General features: G+C 73.3%; 15 protein-coding genes. 10 read left to right on the top strand and 5 right to left on the bottom strand.

All coding sequences use genetic code 11. The features are described from left to right. Window positions 1-3 precede the first annotated feature (3 nt). The 5 genes from ACFVU7_RS13660 to ACFVU7_RS13640 are packed head-to-tail and all read left to right on the top strand — an operon-like array spanning window position 4 to window position 5181. Window positions 4-1023: a decaprenyl-phosphate phosphoribosyltransferase gene (locus tag ACFVU7_RS13660; RefSeq protein ID WP_375877123.1), complete on the top strand. Its 1020-nt coding sequence runs from the start codon at window positions 4-6 to the stop codon at window positions 1021-1023. After that, window positions 1017-2180 carry an endonuclease/exonuclease/phosphatase family protein gene (locus ACFVU7_RS13655; RefSeq protein WP_388045123.1) on the top strand — a complete coding sequence of 388 codons (1164 nt, stop codon included), beginning with the start codon at window positions 1017-1019 and terminating at the stop codon, window positions 2178-2180. Before ACFVU7_RS13660 ends, ACFVU7_RS13655 begins: the two co-directional genes overlap by 7 nt. Beyond that, window positions 2173-3192 carry a glycosyltransferase family 2 protein gene (locus ACFVU7_RS13650; RefSeq protein ID WP_388045122.1) on the top strand — a complete coding sequence of 340 codons (1020 nt, stop codon included), beginning with the start codon at window positions 2173-2175 and terminating at the stop codon, window positions 3190-3192. Before ACFVU7_RS13655 ends, ACFVU7_RS13650 begins: the two co-directional genes overlap by 8 nt. Further along, window positions 3189-4247: a lysylphosphatidylglycerol synthase domain-containing protein gene (locus ACFVU7_RS13645; RefSeq protein ID WP_388045121.1), complete on the top strand. Its 1059-nt coding sequence runs from the start codon at window positions 3189-3191 to the stop codon at window positions 4245-4247. Before ACFVU7_RS13650 ends, ACFVU7_RS13645 begins: the two co-directional genes overlap by 4 nt. Further along, complete coding sequence (locus ACFVU7_RS13640; protein ID WP_387966861.1) at window positions 4222-5181, top strand: aldo/keto reductase; 960 nt, start codon at window positions 4222-4224, stop codon at window positions 5179-5181. Before ACFVU7_RS13645 ends, ACFVU7_RS13640 begins: the two co-directional genes overlap by 26 nt. Window positions 5182-5245: 64 nt before the next feature. On the opposite strand, the gene ACFVU7_RS13635 is transcribed toward ACFVU7_RS13640, so the two are convergent. The 3 genes from ACFVU7_RS13635 to ACFVU7_RS13625 form a co-directional block, all read right to left on the bottom strand. Continuing rightward, a complete protein-coding gene (locus ACFVU7_RS13635; RefSeq protein WP_049656999.1) occupies window positions 5246-6223 on the bottom strand; it encodes a helix-turn-helix transcriptional regulator in 978 nt (325 codons plus the stop codon). A gap of 181 nt (window positions 6224-6404) precedes the next feature. After that, window positions 6405-7106, bottom strand: a complete 702-nt coding sequence (locus ACFVU7_RS13630) for a YoaK family protein (RefSeq protein WP_388045120.1) — start codon at window positions 7104-7106, stop codon at window positions 6405-6407. Window positions 7107-7202: 96 nt separating this feature from the next. Further along, window positions 7203-9083: an amidohydrolase gene (locus ACFVU7_RS13625; RefSeq protein WP_388045233.1), complete on the bottom strand. Its 1881-nt coding sequence runs from the start codon at window positions 9081-9083 to the stop codon at window positions 7203-7205. Window positions 9084-9559: 476 nt separating this feature from the next. Between ACFVU7_RS13625 and ACFVU7_RS13620 the strand changes: the two genes are divergently transcribed. The 3 genes from ACFVU7_RS13620 to ACFVU7_RS13610 all read left to right on the top strand — a co-directional run bounded on the left by ACFVU7_RS13620 (window position 9560) and on the right by ACFVU7_RS13610 (window position 11681). Further along, window positions 9560-10222 carry a hydrolase gene (locus ACFVU7_RS13620; RefSeq protein WP_388045119.1) on the top strand — a complete coding sequence of 221 codons (663 nt, stop codon included), beginning with the start codon at window positions 9560-9562 and terminating at the stop codon, window positions 10220-10222. A gap of 29 nt (window positions 10223-10251) precedes the next feature. After that, on the top strand, window positions 10252-10734 hold the full coding sequence (locus ACFVU7_RS13615; RefSeq protein ID WP_380462156.1) for a DoxX family protein: 483 nt from the start codon (window positions 10252-10254) through the stop codon (window positions 10732-10734). Window positions 10735-10916: 182 nt separating this feature from the next. Next, the gene (locus ACFVU7_RS13610) at window positions 10917-11681 is read left to right on the top strand and encodes a GPR1/FUN34/YaaH family transporter (RefSeq protein WP_388045118.1); all 765 of its coding nucleotides are present in this window, start codon (window positions 10917-10919) and stop codon (window positions 11679-11681) included. A 185-nt stretch (window positions 11682-11866) separates the two neighbouring features. Here ACFVU7_RS13610 and ACFVU7_RS13605 read toward each other — a convergent pair whose 3' ends face one another. Beyond that, the gene (locus ACFVU7_RS13605) at window positions 11867-12421 is read right to left on the bottom strand and encodes a Dps family protein (RefSeq protein WP_388045117.1); all 555 of its coding nucleotides are present in this window, start codon (window positions 12419-12421) and stop codon (window positions 11867-11869) included. A gap of 251 nt (window positions 12422-12672) precedes the next feature. On the opposite strand from ACFVU7_RS13605, the gene ACFVU7_RS13600 reads away from it, so the two are divergent. Beyond that, on the top strand, window positions 12673-13509 hold the full coding sequence (locus ACFVU7_RS13600) for an alpha/beta fold hydrolase (RefSeq protein ID WP_388045116.1): 837 nt from the start codon (window positions 12673-12675) through the stop codon (window positions 13507-13509). A 281-nt stretch (window positions 13510-13790) separates the two neighbouring features. On the opposite strand, the gene ACFVU7_RS13595 is transcribed toward ACFVU7_RS13600, so the two are convergent. Beyond that, window positions 13791-14654, bottom strand: a complete 864-nt coding sequence (locus tag ACFVU7_RS13595; RefSeq protein ID WP_388045115.1) for a helix-turn-helix domain-containing protein — start codon at window positions 14652-14654, stop codon at window positions 13791-13793. A 649-nt stretch (window positions 14655-15303) separates the two neighbouring features. On the opposite strand from ACFVU7_RS13595, the gene ACFVU7_RS13590 reads away from it, so the two are divergent. Continuing rightward, window positions 15304-15762: an SsgA family sporulation/cell division regulator gene (locus ACFVU7_RS13590; protein WP_388045114.1), complete on the top strand. Its 459-nt coding sequence runs from the start codon at window positions 15304-15306 to the stop codon at window positions 15760-15762. Window positions 15763-15863 lie beyond the last annotated feature (101 nt).

Genomic DNA, 15863 nt, shown 5'->3' with positions numbered 1-15863 from the left:
GAAGTGAGTACTGCGAGCGAGTACCGAAAGGGCCTCGTCGGCCCGCCGGTGCATCCGCCCGACGGGGCCACCGGCCCCCCGCCCGCCGACCTGCCCGAGGAGCCCGGCGGGTCCGGGCTGCCCGGGGAGCCCCGGCGCGGCTCGCTGGTGCGCGGCCTGCTCCGGCTCGTCAGACCGTTCCAGTGGCCGAAGAACGCGGTCGTCCTGGTACTGCCCCTGCTGGCGTCCGGCGCCTCGCCGTGGCCGGCCGTCGCCGACGCCCTGCCCGTCCTGGTCCTGTTCGTCCTCGCGTCCTCGGCCACCTACGTCGTCAACGACCTCGCCGACCGGGAGCGGGACCGCCGCCACCCGGTCAAACGCCACCGCCCGATCGCCTCCGGGGCCGTCCCGGTCCCGGTCGCGATCGTGCTCGGCGCCGTCCTCTACCTCGCCCTGCTGGCCGGCTCGGCGGCCGCGGGGGCCGCCGCCGTCCCCGTGCTCGTCTACGCGGTCACCAACATCCTGTACAGCTTCGTCCTCAAGCACGTCTCGGTGGTCGACGTCTTCGTCATCGCCACCGGCTTCGTGCTGCGGGTCTGCGCCGGCGCGATGGCGGCCTCCGTCCCGATCTCCTCCTGGTTCCTGCTCTGCGTCTTCTCGGTCTGCATCCTGCTCGGCTTCGGCAAGCGCCGGCACGAGCTGACCTCGGTGCAGGGCGGGCCCTCGGAGCTACACCGGCCGGCCCTGCGCGCCTACTCCGTCCCGTTCCTGAACAGCATGGTCACCTTCGCCGCCTCGGTGACCGTGCTCGCCTACGTGTCCTTCCTGCAGAGCGACGCCGCGGCCGGCGGCATGCGCCAGCTGCGGATCCTGCTCTCCACCCCGCTGGCGGTCTTCGCGATCGCCCGCTACCTGCAGATCCTGCTGGTCAGCGAGGGCGGCGGCGAACCGACCCGGACCCTCTTCACGGACCGGACCATGCTCGCCGTCGGCGGACTGTGGCTGACCGGCTTCGGACTCCTGCTGGCGGTGCAGTCATGGTGACGGCCCCTCAGCCCGGGCGCTTCGCGCTCCCCCGGCCCCGACGGTCCTGGTTCCTCGCCGACCGGGCCGCCACCTGGCCGGTCCGACTGCTGGCCGCGGTGAGCGCCGGGTGGCTGCTGTTCTGCGCGCTCCAGGAGGCCCTGACCGGCCGGGCCTGGTTCTGGGTCGTCCCGGGGGCCGCCCCGCCCCCGGTCCTGCTCGGCGTCCCGCTGCTGGTGCTGCTGGCCGCGCTCGCCGTCCGGCTGCGCCGCGGCCGCGGCCGGGTGCGCTGGCCCGCCGTCATGGGCGTGCTCTCGCTCGCCGTCGGGCTGGACCAGTCGGGGCTGACGCTGGCCGCGGCGACGGCCGACCGGACGGTGCCGCCCGGCGCGATCCACGTCGTCGCGCAGAACACCGAGTACTGGGGCTCCGACGTGGACCCGGACCGGTTCTACGCCTACCTCAAGGCCCAGAACGCCGACGTGTACCTGCTCCAGGAGTACCTGCACTGGGACGACGCGGCCGGCGCCGACGGCGCCCGCGAGGTGGACGACACCGCCCGGCTGAAGCGCGAGTTCCCGGGCTACCAGGTGGTCACCCGGGGCGAGTTGGTGACCCTCTCCCGGTTCCCCGTGGTGGCGCAGCCGCCGGTCGGCCCGGACCAGGAGCTGCGGGCGCGCGGGGAGGGCGACTGGTCGCGCGTCTTCGCCGGGGCCAAGGTACTGCGCACCGACCTCGCGGTGAACGGCTCGGTGATGTCCTTCTACAACGTCCACATGCTCGTACCGGTCGCCTACGGGATGCCCCCGCAGGACTTCCCGGCCGACGTGCACCGCCGGCAGCGGGAGCGCCGGCAGCAGTTCGACGGGCTGGTCCGGGACGTCCGGGCCAACCCCGACCCCCTGTTCATCGCCGGCGACTTCAACACCAACGCCGGCATGGGCGACCTCAACGAGCTGCGCGGCCTCACCCAGGACGCGGCGGACGCGGGCGACACGATCCTGCCGATGTCCTGGGACGCCGGCAGCTGGCACGACTGGTGGCGCTTCGACTGGGCGTTCACCGCACACGGCTCCCGGACCCACCGCTACTCGCTGAGCAGCCCCGAGGGCACATCCGACCATCTCCGCCAGGACGCCTGGATCACCGGGCCCGCAACGGGAGGCACACATGGCTGATCCGGACGCACGCACGGCCGAGGCACGACCAACGGTGTCGGTGATCATCCCCAACTACAACTACGAGAAGACCATCGCGGCAGTCGTCGAGTCCGCCCTCGCGCAGACCTACCCCGTGCACGAGGTGCTCGTCGTCGACGACGGCAGCTCGGACCGCTCCCCGGAGATCGTCCGGCGCTACCCCGTCCGGCTGATCACCCAGCGCAACGGCGGGGTGTCCGTCGCCCGCAACCGCGGGGCGGCCGAGAGCACCGGGGAGATCCTGTTCTTCCTGGACTCCGACATCGCGCTGGACCCGGACGCGGTCGCGAACGCCGTGGCCCTGCTGACGGAGCAGCCCGACCTCGGCTGCGTCCACGGGGTGGTCGGCAAGCGGGCGCTGTTCGACGACGGCCCGGTCGAGCGCTACCGCGTCCTGCACGAGTACTGGTGGCGCCGGCGGGCCACCGGCCGGGTGCGCACCGTCTTCTTCGCCATGTGCGCCATCCGGCGGGAGGTGTACGAGGAGATCGGCCCGCTGGACGAGACCCTGCGGGAGTCGGAGGACGTGGAGTACAGCGAGCGGCTGGCGGCGAAGTACCCGATCCTGCTGACCGAGCGCATCACCGGCCAGCACGACGACGTGGAGCGGCTGGGCGCGCTGCTCGGCGAGCAGTACCGGCGCTCGCAGCTGCTGGTGGCGTTCGCCGGCGCCCACCGCTTCAGCCCCGGGGCGCTCAAGGCGAACCGGATGCCGGGCGTACTGGCCACCGCCGCCACCTGGGGGAGCCTGCCGCTGCTGCTGCTCACGCCCAAGGCGGCCGTCCTCCCGGCGCTGGGCGTGGCCTGGTTCGCGGTGGCGGACCCGGGGCTGGCCCGGTTCGTGGTGCGCGACCAGGGGCTGCGGTACTACCCGGTGTTCGTCGGCTACCACTTCCTGCTGCACACCGCGCTGGTGGCGGGCGTCGCCCGGGGCGCGGTACGGGCGCTCACCGAACGCGGCTTCCGGCGGCCGCGGCACCCAGCGTCATGACGGACGGCGTCACGAAGGACGGCCTCACGGCGGACGGTGTTACAGCGGACGCGTCCGGGGGCGGTCCGGCCGGCCCGCCGCGGGGCCGGCGGCGGCTGCTGACCGCCGTCCTGCTGGTCGCCGGCGTCGCGGGCCTGGTCGCGGTGGCCCGCAACGACGCCTGGAGCCTGGTGACCAGGATGGCGGACGGCTGGTCCCTGGCCCTGCTGGCGGTGTCCGTACTGACGAACGTCGGCGGGCTGCTGCTCGGCCTGCTGTCCTGGCGGGCCGTCCTGGACGACCTGGGGCCGCCCGTCGGGCTGTTCGGCAGCGCCCGGATCTTCTTCTGCGGGCTGCTCGGCAAGTTCCTCCCGACCCCGGTGTTCGGGCTGCTCGCGCACATCCAGCTGGGCGCCGAGTACGGGGCCACGGCCGGACGGATGGTCACCACCTATGTGGTCAGCCTGGGCATCACCATGCTGACCGCCTGCCTCGCCGCGCTCGGCATCGCGCCCGCCGTGCTCGGCGGCAACACCTGGTGGCTGGCCCTGCCGGTCCTGGTGCTGCTCTGCTTCGTGGTCCGTCCGGGCCTGATCGGCGCGGCGGTGGAGCACGGCGCCCGGCTGTTCCGCCGGCCGCCGCCGTCCGGGCGCAACTCGCCCCGCGCGGTGCGGGTTTCGCTCGCCCTGGCCCTGCTGTCCTGGTTCTCGGCCGGCCTGCACCTGTGGCTGATCGTGGTCGCCCTGGGCGGGCCGCCCGGCCGCTCGCTGGCGGCCTGCGTCGGGGGGTTCGCGCTCGCCACCGTCGCGGGCACGCTGACGATCGTCCTCCCGGACGGCCTGGGCGCCCGGGAGATGGTCCTGGTGCTGTCGCTGTCGACGGTCGTGCCGGTCTCCACGGCCGGCGCGGCCGCGATCGTCTCCCGGCTGGTCTGCACAGTGGCCGAACTGGGCACCGCCGGGGTAATGATTCTGGTGACCAGGTCGCGGCGGGGCACTGCCCCGGCCGCGCCCGGCGACACCACTGCCGATCCCCCTGGAGGGAAGACTGATGCGGTACCGCAGCCTCGGAGTTGACGGCCAGTCGGCCAGCGTGCTCTGTCTCGGCGCGATGACCTTCGGCACCACCGTCGACGAGGAGACCTCGACGGCGATCCTCGACCGGTTCACGGAAGCCGGTGGGACGTTCATCGACACCTCGAACAACTACGCCTTCTGGGCGCCCGGCGCGAACGGTTACGAGAGCGAGGAGCTGCTCGGCCGCTGGACGGCCCGCCGCGGCAACCGCGACGACCTGGTGCTCGCCACCAAGCTCGGCGCCCGCCCGGTGCCCGGACTGCCCTTCCCCGAGCACATCGAGGGCCTGTCCGCCCGCGCGGTGCGGGAGGCGGCGGAGGGCAGCCTGCGCCGCCTCGGCACCGACCGGCTGGACCTGTACTACGCGCACGTGGCCGACCCGGCCACACCGGTCGAGGAGACCATGGGCGCCTTCGCCGGGCTGGTCGCCGACGGCAAGGTCACCGCCCTCGGGTGCAGCAACCACAGCGCCGCCCAGCTGGCCGACGCCAACGACCTTGCCGCCGACCGGGGTTGGCCCGGCTACCGGTGCGTCCAGCAGCGCCACAGCTACCTGCGGCCGAGGCCCGACGCGGACTTCGGCGTCCAGAAGCACGCCGACGAGGCCCTGCTCTCGTACCTCGCGGCGCGGCCGTCGATGGCGCTGCTCGCCTACTCCCCGCTGCTCGGCGGCTCGTACTGCCGCCCGGACCGCCCGCTGCGCGCGGAGTACGAGCGGCCGGAGACGAAGGCCCGGCTGGCCGTACTGGCGGAGGTGGCCGAGGAGACCGGCGCCACCGTCAACCAGGTGGTGCTGGCCTGGCTGATCGGCCACCCCGTCCCGACCGTCCCGGTGGTCGGCGCCAGCTCCGTCGCCCAACTGGAGGAGAGCCTGGGCGCGTTGGACCTCGTCCTCGACGAGGAGCAGCGCCGACGGCTGGACACCGCGGCCTGACCGGACCTCCCTCCAGCCGTCGGGGCCTGTCGTGCGGGACAGGCCCCGGCCCCGTGCCCGTCGGTCAGAGCCAGCCCTCCTTCGCGGCGCGCACCCCCGCCTCGAACCGGCTGCGCGCGCCCAGCCGGTTCATCAGCTGGGAGCTCATCCGACGCACCGTGCGCAGCGACAGCCCGAGCCGCCGCGAGGCCACCTCGTCGGTGCAGCCGATGCTCAGCAGGAGCAGCAACTCCCGTTCCTGGGGCGTCAGATCGTGCTCGTTGCGGCGCGGGTCCTGGCCGAACGGCGTGCCCGCCGCCCAGAACTCCTCGAACAGCAGGGCCAGCGCGCTCACCACCCCCGGGGTCCGCACCTCCAGCGCGCCCGCGCGGCCGTCCTGCGGGTCGATCGGCACCAGCGCGGTCTCCCGGTCCACCACCACCAGCAGCAGCGGCAGGAAGGGCACCGTGCAGGCCTGCCCGCCGAGCCGGGTGAACCAGCGGACGTACTCCAGCGTCGCCGGGTCGTTGCGGAAGCTCTCCTGGTAGACGCTCCTGATCCGCACCCCGCGTTCCAGCGCCTGCCGGTCCAGCGGCTCGCTGGCGTCCATGGTGTCCGGCAGCTGGGCGCCGCCGGGCAGCAGCGACAGGCACTCGCGCTCGGCGGTGGAGGCCAGGTCCTCCAGCCGCTTGCGGACCATGTCCAGCCCCTCCAGCCGGTGGATGACCTCGTACCGCGAGGCCCGGTTGGCGTTGAACCGGGCGCTCAGCGCCGTCACCGCCTGCTCGGCGGACTCGATCTGCCGCTGGCGCCGGCTGAGGTCCGCGGTCGCCCGCGAGAGCAGGAACCCGAACCCGACGTCCGGGTTGAACGGCACCGCGTCCCGGCAGCCGTCCTCCAGGTTCACCAGGTCCAGCTCGGCCAACCGGTTCAACGCGACCCGCACCCGTTCCTCACTCCACCCCAACCGCTCGGCCATGTCGACGACCCGGAACCCCGGCTCCTCCACGATCAGCCGGTACACCGCCTCCGCCGACGGTTCGATGCCCAGCACCTCAAGCACAGCAGATACCCCCGTATGGTCCCGCTCGTCACCACAGGGAGGCTAAGCCAGCTAGCCGACTAGGTCTATACCAATATTTCTCGGATGCCCACCGCCCCGCCCCGGGAACCCGGCCACCGCCCCACGCCCCCGAGGAGCACCCCTCAGGGGCGTGGACACGGCCGCCCGTGGGTTCACGGCGTCAGTCGCGGTGGACCAGCAGGGTGCCGCCGGCGAGGACGGCGCTGGCGACCAGCGCCCAGGCGGTCTGTCCGTGCAGGACGAGGACGGCTCCGGGGGCGGCGCCGGCGAGCATGGTGACGACGGAGAGGATCTTCCTGCGCTGGCGGGCGGCGGCGCCCCCGGCGAGGCGGGAATCGGCGGCCAGACCGGTCAGGGTGAGGGTCAGCACGGTGGTGGTGAGGTCCGGCACGCCGAGGCTGCGGACGGTGCCGTTGCGGATGCCCATCGCCAGGGCGAGCAGGGCGATCACGACGTACTGCGCGGGCCCGTCCGTGCCCCGGACGAAGACGACGGCGGCGGCGACGCCGTAGAGCGCGGCTTCCAGGGCGAAGACCGTGCCCAGCCGGGCAGCGCGCCGGGGTCCGGGGGGCCGGGTGGCGAGCCGACCTGCCAGGAGGGCGCCGAGGAGGAAGGCGGCGAGGGAGGTCAGGGAACCGGTCACGGAGAAGCCGGGCGCTCCGGCGAGGGCGAAGGCGATGACGACGACGTTGCCGGTCATGTTCGCCGTGAAGACGTGGCCGAGGCCGAGGTAGCTGACGGCGTCGATGAGGCCGCTGACCAGGGTGAGGCCGAAGAGGGCCAGGGCGAGCGGGTGGCGGTCGTGGATCTGTGGTCCGGGTGGTGGGGTGGTGGTGCGGGAATCGGCTGCGGGCGTGGTCACGACGGCTCCTCGGTCCGGCGGGGGGATGACGGGCGGGAAATGCGGCCGGGGGCACCGCCGCGCTCCGGCGGTGCCCCTGGCTGGTCCGGCTCCCGATCAGAAGAAGCAGGGGTCCAACGGCACCTGTGCCTGTCCGGGCAGCGCGAGACCGCGCGCCGCGCGCCAGGCGTGCTGCTCGCCGGAGGCGGCCACGGCCTCCAGCACGCCTTCGGCCTGGCGGACCCCGGCGGCCAGGCCGGGGGCGGGGGTGGCGTGGTAGCCGCCGAAGCGGGTGACCGGGCTCCAGGAGGGCGTCACCGCGGGCAGGCCGGGGGCCAGGCCCTGGTGTTCCGCGGCGGCATGGACGATCCGCCCGCCGACGACGGTGAGGACGGACTCGATGTGCGGGATGTCGGCCTCGGGCACGGTGAAGTAGTCGGCGCTGAGCAGCGCGAGGTCGGCGTAGCTCCCCACCGCCAGACGGCCCTTGACCTCTTCCTCACCGGTGAGGCGGGCCCCGCCGAGGGTGTAGAGCTCCAGGGCCTGTTCGCGGCTGAGCCGGTTGTGCTCGGCCGCGAGGCGCCGCCCGGAGACGGCCCGGCCGGAGACCAGCCAGTGCAGGGAGACCCAGGGGTTGTAGGAGGAGACCCGGGTGGCGTCGGTGCCCGCGGCGACGGTGAGGCCGCGGTCCAGCATGGCGCGCAGCGGCGGCGCCTCGGCGGCGGCGGGGGCGCCGTAGCGGGAGACGAAGGCCTCGCCCTGGAAGGAGAGGCGGTTCTGCACCGAGATCGCGCCGCCCAGGGCCGCGATCCGGTCGAGGCTGTCCGGACTGACGGTCTCCGCGTGGTCGAAGAGCCAGCGGCCGCCCTGCGGGAAGAGGCCCTCGGCGGCGAGCTTCTCGAAGACCGCGAGGTCGCGGCGGATCGTCTCGTCGTAGGTGGCGTGCAGCCGGAAGCCCCAGCCGTGCTCCGTCAGCAGCCGGACGGCCTTCTCGAACTCCGTCTCGTAGGAGCCGAGTTGCGGCCTGGGTTCGGTGAAGTTCTCGAAGTCGGCGGCGGCCCAGGTGAGGTTCTCCCCCGCTCCGTTGAGGCGCAGCCAGGCGTCACCCTCCCCCGGGCGCACGGTGTTGACCCAGCGGGTGAGGTCGTCCAGCTCCTGCCCGGCGGTCTGCGGGAAGAGGTGGTAGGCGATGCGCAGGCTCAGTTCGCCCCGACGGGCGAGTTCCATGACGGTGCCGTAGTTCTCGGGGAAGCTCTGGAAGCCGCCGGCGGCGTCGATCGCGGAGGTGAGGCCGAAGCGGTTCAGCTCGCGCAGGAAGTGCCGGGTGGAGCCGATCCGGTCGGCCTCGTCCAGCGTCGGGGCCTTGGCCAGGGTGGAGTAGAGCAGCAGGGCGCCCGGGGCGGCGATCAGCAGGCCGGTCGGTTCTCCGTCGTGGCCGCGCACGATCTGGCCGCCGGTCGGGTCGGGGGTGTCCCGGGTGAAGCCCGCGGCGCGCAGCGCGGCACGGTTGAGCAGCGCCGACTGGTAGAGGTGCAGCACGAAGACGGGGGTGTCGGGTGCCGCCGCGTTGAGCTCCTCCAGGGTGGGCAGCCGACGCTCGGCGAACTGGTCCGCGGACCATCCGCCGACCACCCGCACCCACTGGCCGGGCGGGGTGCGCTCGGCCTGCAGTCGGAGCATGGCGAGCGCCTCGCGCAGCGTCGGGACGCCGTCCCAGCGCAGCTCCAGCACGTAGTTGAGGCCGCCGCGGATGACGTGCAGGTGCGCGTCGTTGAGGCCGGGGACGGCCCGGCGGCCGAGCGCGTCGACCACCCGGGTACCGGGGCCGACCAGCGGGGCGACGTCCGCGTCGTCGCCGACCGCCTGGATCAGTCCGTCCCGGACGGCCAAGGCGGTGGCCTGCGGGCGGCGCGGGTCGTTGGTGTGCACCTTGGCGTTGCGCACGACGAGGTCGGCGGGCTGCTCGGGAGCACCGGGGCGGATTCCGGCGACGGGCATGGTGGACAAGGGAGGTCCCTTCGTTGGGTGGTGTTCGGTGGTGGGGGTCGCGGGTGTGCGCGGGGTCAGTGGAATCCGAGCGCGGAGGGAGACACTGCCGGGCGCTCGCGCTCGGTCGGCGCCCGTCCCGCGGTCGGGTCGACTGTCACGTGGCCGACGCTGAACATCCCGAACTGCATGGGCTGCCGCCTTTCCGCTGGCTGCTCGCGGCCCGACGGGGCCACCCGGCGAAACCTAGGCAGCCGGCGGTGCGCGAAGGACTTCCGCAGCGCATGACCAGTGGCCCCGCAGCGCACTGAAGCGCTCGACCGGCTCGCCCCGGCCTGCCGTGCGTTGTCAGGACAGTCCCGGGCGCACAGCGGGCAGAACACCGGGGGCGGCCCGCACTAGCGTCGTCGGACGAGGCACCCCGGCGATCCGGGACGATCGCCTGATGCGGTGTCAATTAATCGAGTTCCCAAGGAAAGAGAAGACCAATGGTCGACTTCGCCAACGTCCACGCCGCCCCGAGCCCGGACCTGCTGACCCCCGACAACGCGATGATGCTGTTCGTCGACCACCAGCCGCAGATGTTCTTCGGCACCGGCAGCGGCGACCGCACCGCGATCATCAACGCCACGGTCGGCCTGGCGAAGGCCGCGAAGATCTTCGGCGTTCCGACGGTGCTGTCCACCGTCGCCGCCGAGTCCTTCTCCGGCCCGATCCTCCCGCAGCTCAAGGCGGTGTTCCCCGACCAGGAGATCATCGACCGCACCAGCATGAACGCCTGGGAGGACGAGGCCCTGGTCGAGGCGGTCAAGGCCACCGGCCGCACCAAGATCATCCTGTCCGGCCTGTGGACCGAGGTCTGCCTCGTCCTGCCGGCCCTCTCCGCGCTGGGCCAGGGCTACGAGGTCTACGTCGTCGCCGATGCCTCCGGCGGCGTCAGCCCGCTGGCCCACGAGCACGCCCTGCAGCGGATGACCGCCGCCGGCGCCGTGCCCGTCACCTGGATCCAGGTCCTGCTGGAGCTCCAGCGCGACTGGGCCCGCGCCGAGACCTACGTCCCGGTGACCGAGCTGGTCATGGAGCACGGCGGGGCCTACGGCCTGGGCCTGGTCTACGCCCACTCCATGATCGACCCGCACGCCGCCGGCTGACGGACCGCACCGAACCAACGGAGTCCGACATGAACACCGGCCTTCTCCTGCTGCGCCTGGTCGCCGGCCTGCTGATCGCGGGCCACGGCGTCCAGAAGATCAGCTTCCACCTCGGTGGCGGCGGCCTGGAGGGCGGCAGCGCCGAGTTCCGGGGCGACGGCTTCCGCGGCGGCAAGCTCACCGCGCTGTCCGCCGGCGGCACCCAGATCGGGGCCGGACTGATGCTGGCCGCCGGTCTGCTCACCCCGCTGGCCGGCGCGGGCCTCATGGGCGTGATGACGGTCGCCCTGACGGTCAAGTGGCCGCACGGGCTGTGGGTGCAGCACGACGGGTACGAGTTCCCGTTCGTCCTGATCGTCATCGGCGCGGCGCTGACCGCGACCGGCCCCGGCCAGTGGTCGGTCGACGGCGCCCTCGGCCTGGCGCACTGGCCGCTGTGGTGGCTGCCCGCGGCCGTGGTCGCCGGGGTGGGCGGCGGCCTGGCCACCCGGCTCGCCCTGCACCGCGCCTGAGGCGGCCGCGACCGAGCGGTCCCGGGCCCCTGGCGGCGCAACCGCCCAGGGGCCCGGGACCGCCGGTGCACCGACGCGCGGCTGAGGCGGACGTCGCAGCCGAAGTCACAGAGCAAAACGGGCGACCGCCGAGGCGGTGGTCGCCCCGAGGACACGAAGTACCGAGAGCAAGGAGCGAAATCATGGTGGTGGCGTCGAGAGAGGACGAGCGGGTGCGCGAACCGGACCCGAGGGTGGCCGGGATCGAGACGCCCACGGGCACGGAGACGGTGGCCGGCACCGGAGCCGAGCCGGACGCACACGCGATGACACGGATCACCCTGCGGCCCATCGCCTCGCCGATGCCCCTGGGCTTCTTCACGGTGGCCATCTCCTCCGTCGTGACCAGCAGTCTCCAGCTCGGTCTGATCGACGGTGCGAACCGGCAGGCCGTGGCGCTCACGGTCTTCTCCGCCTTCGTGCTCCAACTCCTGGTCAGCATCCTCGCGTTCGGCGCGCGTGACGTCATCGCGGCGACGCTGATGGGCGGATTCGCCGGCGCCTGGCTGGCCAACGGCCTGGTCACGTCGACGGACGCCCACGGCGGGGCGCAGGTGCTCGGCGTGATGAACCTGGTGTTCACAATCTTCGCCGCGCTGATGGCATCGGTGGCCAAGCCGAAGAAGGTGCTGTGGCTGCTCCTGCTGGTCGCCGTGCCGCGCTACTTCGTCGCCGGCGTCTACGGCCTCTCGGGCGCGGCCTGGCTGGGCCACGCCGCCGGGGCACTCGGCATGCTCCTCGCGGCGGTCGCGATGTACGCCGCCTACGCCCTGATGCTGGAGGAGCTTCGCGGCCGGGAGGCCCTGTGGATCGGACGCAGCGGTCCCGTGCGGGACGCCATGCACGCGGGACTGGCCGACCAGCTGAACCGGCTGGAACAGCAGGCGGGTGTGCGCCGGACCCTGTAGCCGGCGGCCCGTCCGACCGCCCGGATCCGCCGGCGGGACGCGATTCGGCTGTGCTCGTACCCGAGGACCGGGTACGAGCACAGCCGAATCGCGTTTCGTCCACGGCCCGCGGAGTCCACGGCCCCGGAGCCGGTGGACGGCATGGAAAAGTGCCGGGCCCGCCGACGAACGGACCCGGCCCGCGGTCACGCCCCGGTCTCGGGGGTGACGACCAGGTGCTCGGCGAGGAACCAGACCTGGGTCTCGCCGGTGCGGATGATCTGGGAGACCAGGAGGTCCTGGGTGCCGTCGTCCCCGAGCCCCGCCGTGCGGGTGGCGGCGTCGCGGACGTCGGCGAGGATGGTCTCGTGGGCGTCGAGCAGGCGCGAGAGCATCGAGTGCACGTCCTCCGCGCCGTCCGGCGGGCGCGGCACCCCGGTGATCAGCGCGGCGTGCCGGGGGTCGCCCACGGCGACGCCGCCGAGCGTCTGCACCCGTTCGGCGAGCGCGTCGACCAGCTCCAGCTGCTCCCGGGCGTGCTTGTCGAAGAGCAGGTGCAGCTGGTAGGCGGTCGGCCCGCGCATGCCCCAGTGGCACTTCTTGTACAGCGAGTACAGGAACTGGGTGTCCGCGAGGACGCGGTTGAGCCGCTGGCACGAGTACTGCCGGGCGTCGTGGGAGAGCGCGATCGGCAACTGGGTGACGGTGCCGAACTCCTGGATCTCCGCCGCGTGTTGGTGAAGGTGTGGCTGGCTGCTCATGGTGCTCCTGGGAATGGCCGGATGGTTCGGGGATCAGGTTAGGAACGCGCGGGCCCTCGGCCTGTCCCGACGGCGCACCGCCTGCGTTCCTTCCGCGCACCCGCAAAGGATTCGGGCCGGTGTGAATCGCCCGGCGCACCCGGAGCGCTCTCGGGCGACACCGGGTGCTCTCCGAGGCAACCGGCCGGTGACAGCCGCCCCTAGCGTGAGCCCCATCGCAGCCATCCGCTGACCTAGAGACAGGAAAGACCATGCCGTTCATCACCGTTGGCCAGGAGAACTCCGCCTCCATCGACCTCTACTACGAGGACCACGGCACCGGGCAGCCGGTCGTCCTGATCCACGGCTTCCCGCTGAGCGGACACTCCTGGGAGCGGCAGAGCGCCGAGCTGCTGGCCGCCGGCTACCGGGTCGTCACGTACGACCGGCGCGGCTTCGGCCAGTCCTCGCAGCCGACCACCGGCTACGACTACGACACCTTCGCCGCCGACCTCAACACCGTGCTGGAGACCCTCGACCTGCGGGACGCCGTGCTGGTCGGCTTCTCGATGGGCACCGGCGAGGTCGCCCGGTACGTGTCCACCTACGGTTCGGCCCGCATCGCCAAGGTCGCCTTCCTGGCCTCCCTGGAGCCGTTCCTGCTGAAGACCGACGACAACCCGGACGGCGCCGCCACGAAGGACTTCTTCGACGGCGTCGTCGCCGCCGTGAAGGCCGACCGGTACGCCTACTACACCGCCTTCTACCAGGACTTCTACAACCTGGACGAGAACCTCGGCAGCCGGATCAGCGAGGAGGCCGTCCGCAACAGCTGGGACGTCGCGGCGAGCGGCGGGTCCTTCGCCGCCTCGGCCGCCCCGACCACCTGGTACACGGACTTCCGCGCCGACATCCCCCGCATCGACGTCCCCGCCCTGATCCTGCACGGCACCGGCGACCGCATCCTGCCGGTGGAGAACACGGCCCGGCCGTTCCACCGCGCGCTGCCCTCCGCCGAGTACGTGGAGATCGAGGGCGCGCCGCACGGCCTGCTGTGGACCCACGCCGAAGAGGTCAACACCGCGCTGCTCGCCTTCCTCGCGAAGTGACCCGGACGGCCGCCCTCCCCCGGCCGCGGCCGTCCGCCCCGTCGTCGGTACCGCCGTCGCCGGTCCCAGGCCCGGCCGGCGACGGCGGTACCGACCACTGACCCGCGCCCGGCGCCCGTTTCCCACGGGCGCCGGGCGCGCACCATGTCGCGATGGTCCGGTTCCCGGGCGGCCACGTCGCGGAGATCCACACCGACCGCTGACCCCCGTACCGTGCCCGGCGCCGCACCGCCCGTCCTCACCAGGACCGGCGGTGCGGCGCCATGTGCACGGTGTCGCGATCAGGAGGCGTGGTGGCCGCCCCCGGCCCCGGTGGCGTAGGCCTGCCACTCACGGGGCGAGATTCCGAAGGCCTCGCGGAACGCCCGGCTGAAGTGGGAGTGGCTGACGAAGCCCCAGCGGTGCGCGACGGCGGACACACTGGCCTGCCGACGGGACGGGCGCCCCAGCTCCCGACGGCAGGCGTCCAGCCGGCGCCGTCGCACCCACTGACCCACGGTCATCCCGTCCTGCTGGAAGAGCTTGTGGAGGTAGCGCACCGAGATGTGCTGCGAGCGGGCGATCGATCCGGGCGAGAGGTTCGGGTCGGCGAGGTTCTGCTCGATGTGGACGCGGATCCGGGACAGCAGCTCGGCCGCGCCGTTGGGGTGTTCCGGGTCCTCCCGGTCGAGCAGCTCGGTCACCAGGATGGCGACGATGTCGGAGGCGCTGAGCGCGAGGTGGTGGTCCGGCCGGGCCCGGTGGGCCCGCGTCCGGGTGGCCAGGGTGTGGAGGAACCGGGACGCGAGCGAACCGATCCCCTCGTTCCCCCGCGCCATCAGCCCGCCCGCGCGCCGGACATCGCCCTGCCGGACGCCCAGGTAGAAGCAGGGGACGCGGAAGCGGACCATCCGGCAATCGGAGTCCCGCAACAGGCCCGCCGGGTGCGGGGTGGCGCTGATCAGCAGGTCCCCCGGAGCCAGCACGGTGCTGGCATCGCCGCGTCGGACGGAGGCCGCGCCGTGGACGTGCAGGGCGACGTAGAGGCAGTCCTCGGGATCGGTCCCGGGCGGCGGGGAGAGGATGTCGATGCAGCCGTTGCCGCCGCCGCGGGCGGCCTGATCGAGCAGGTGGGTTTCGGCTTCGGGCGCCGGGGTTTCGAGCATGGGCGAGGGACCCGACTGGTTCACGGGGGACTCCGACCGGTTGGAAGTGGTGCTGTGCGAATGCCGGCGAGGGCGGCTCGCCGCACGATGGGGCGGCGGCGCCGGGCAACGGGACGCTCAGGAGGGGACGTTCTTCTGACGCCATTCATACAAGGAGCGGAACGACTGGACAAACATTCAACAAACCGGGCTTCCAGCGGCTCCGGCGACCCGGACGGCGCCCATCCCGAGTGCCCTCCAATCCTCCGGGAGGCCTTGACGGCGCCTCGGGCGGAAGACCAAAGAGCATGCAGGGCAACGAAGTTCGACCGTCGGGAGCGGAGCGGCGGCGATCGGTGGAACCGCCTGACCGCACCGCTCCCCTCCAACGGGCAGGGCCACGACGAACCCGCTTCCCGGCCGTCGGACGGCCGGGAAGGTGCACGGGCCGTCACGTCGCCGTGCACCACCGGAACATCCCCGCCGACCCCCTTTCCTAGCCTGAACGGCGGATCCGCCACCCCGGGTCCACGGCGGCTCCGGGGCCCGGGGCCGGACCACTGCGCCGCCCCGCCCGGTCCCGCCCCACCTCTCGCGCACCGGCGCGGGCACCCGCCCCGGCACCCGCGCCGACACCGACACCGACACCGACACCGCCCCAGGAGAACCCATGCCTGCCCACCAGTCGCTGCCCGGCTCCTCCCAGCCCCGCCCGGAGGCCGCCTGCACCGAGGTCCTCCTCGACGCCCGACTCGTCCTGGGCGAGCACCAGTCCCTCGACGTCCCCGTGCGCCTGGGCTACCGCAGCGACGACCCGATCGCCGTCGCGCTCGAGTTCCTCGGGCCGGCCGCCGAGGCTGGCGTCTGGCTGTTCTCCCGCGACCTCCTCTGGGAGGGACTGCAGCGGCCGGCCGGCCACGGCGACGTCCGGATCTGGCCCCCCTGCACCTGCCACGGCCGGGCGGCCCTGCGCGTCATGCTCCGCAACGGCGACGAGGTCGTCCTGATCGACCTCCCGTCCCGTCAGGTGCGGCGCTGGCTCCGCCGGGAGACCTTCGCCCTCGTCCCCCCGGGCACCGAGGCCGACGCGATCGACTGGGACGCCGTGCTGCCCGGCCGCACCGGCTGAGGGTCCCGCTGCCGCCACCTGCGGCGCAGCGGCCGACCGCCACCGCGTACCCTCTGGTAGCGCCTGGGGCAGAAGCTCGGGACGACGGCACGGCCGGAACC

It is taken from the genome of Kitasatospora sp. NPDC058046 (assembly GCF_042885595.1).
Classification (GTDB): Bacteria; Actinomycetota; Actinomycetes; order Streptomycetales; family Streptomycetaceae; genus Kitasatospora.
Note: the sequence above shows the minus strand (reverse complement) of the source record. Positions and strands in the feature narration are given on the sequence as shown.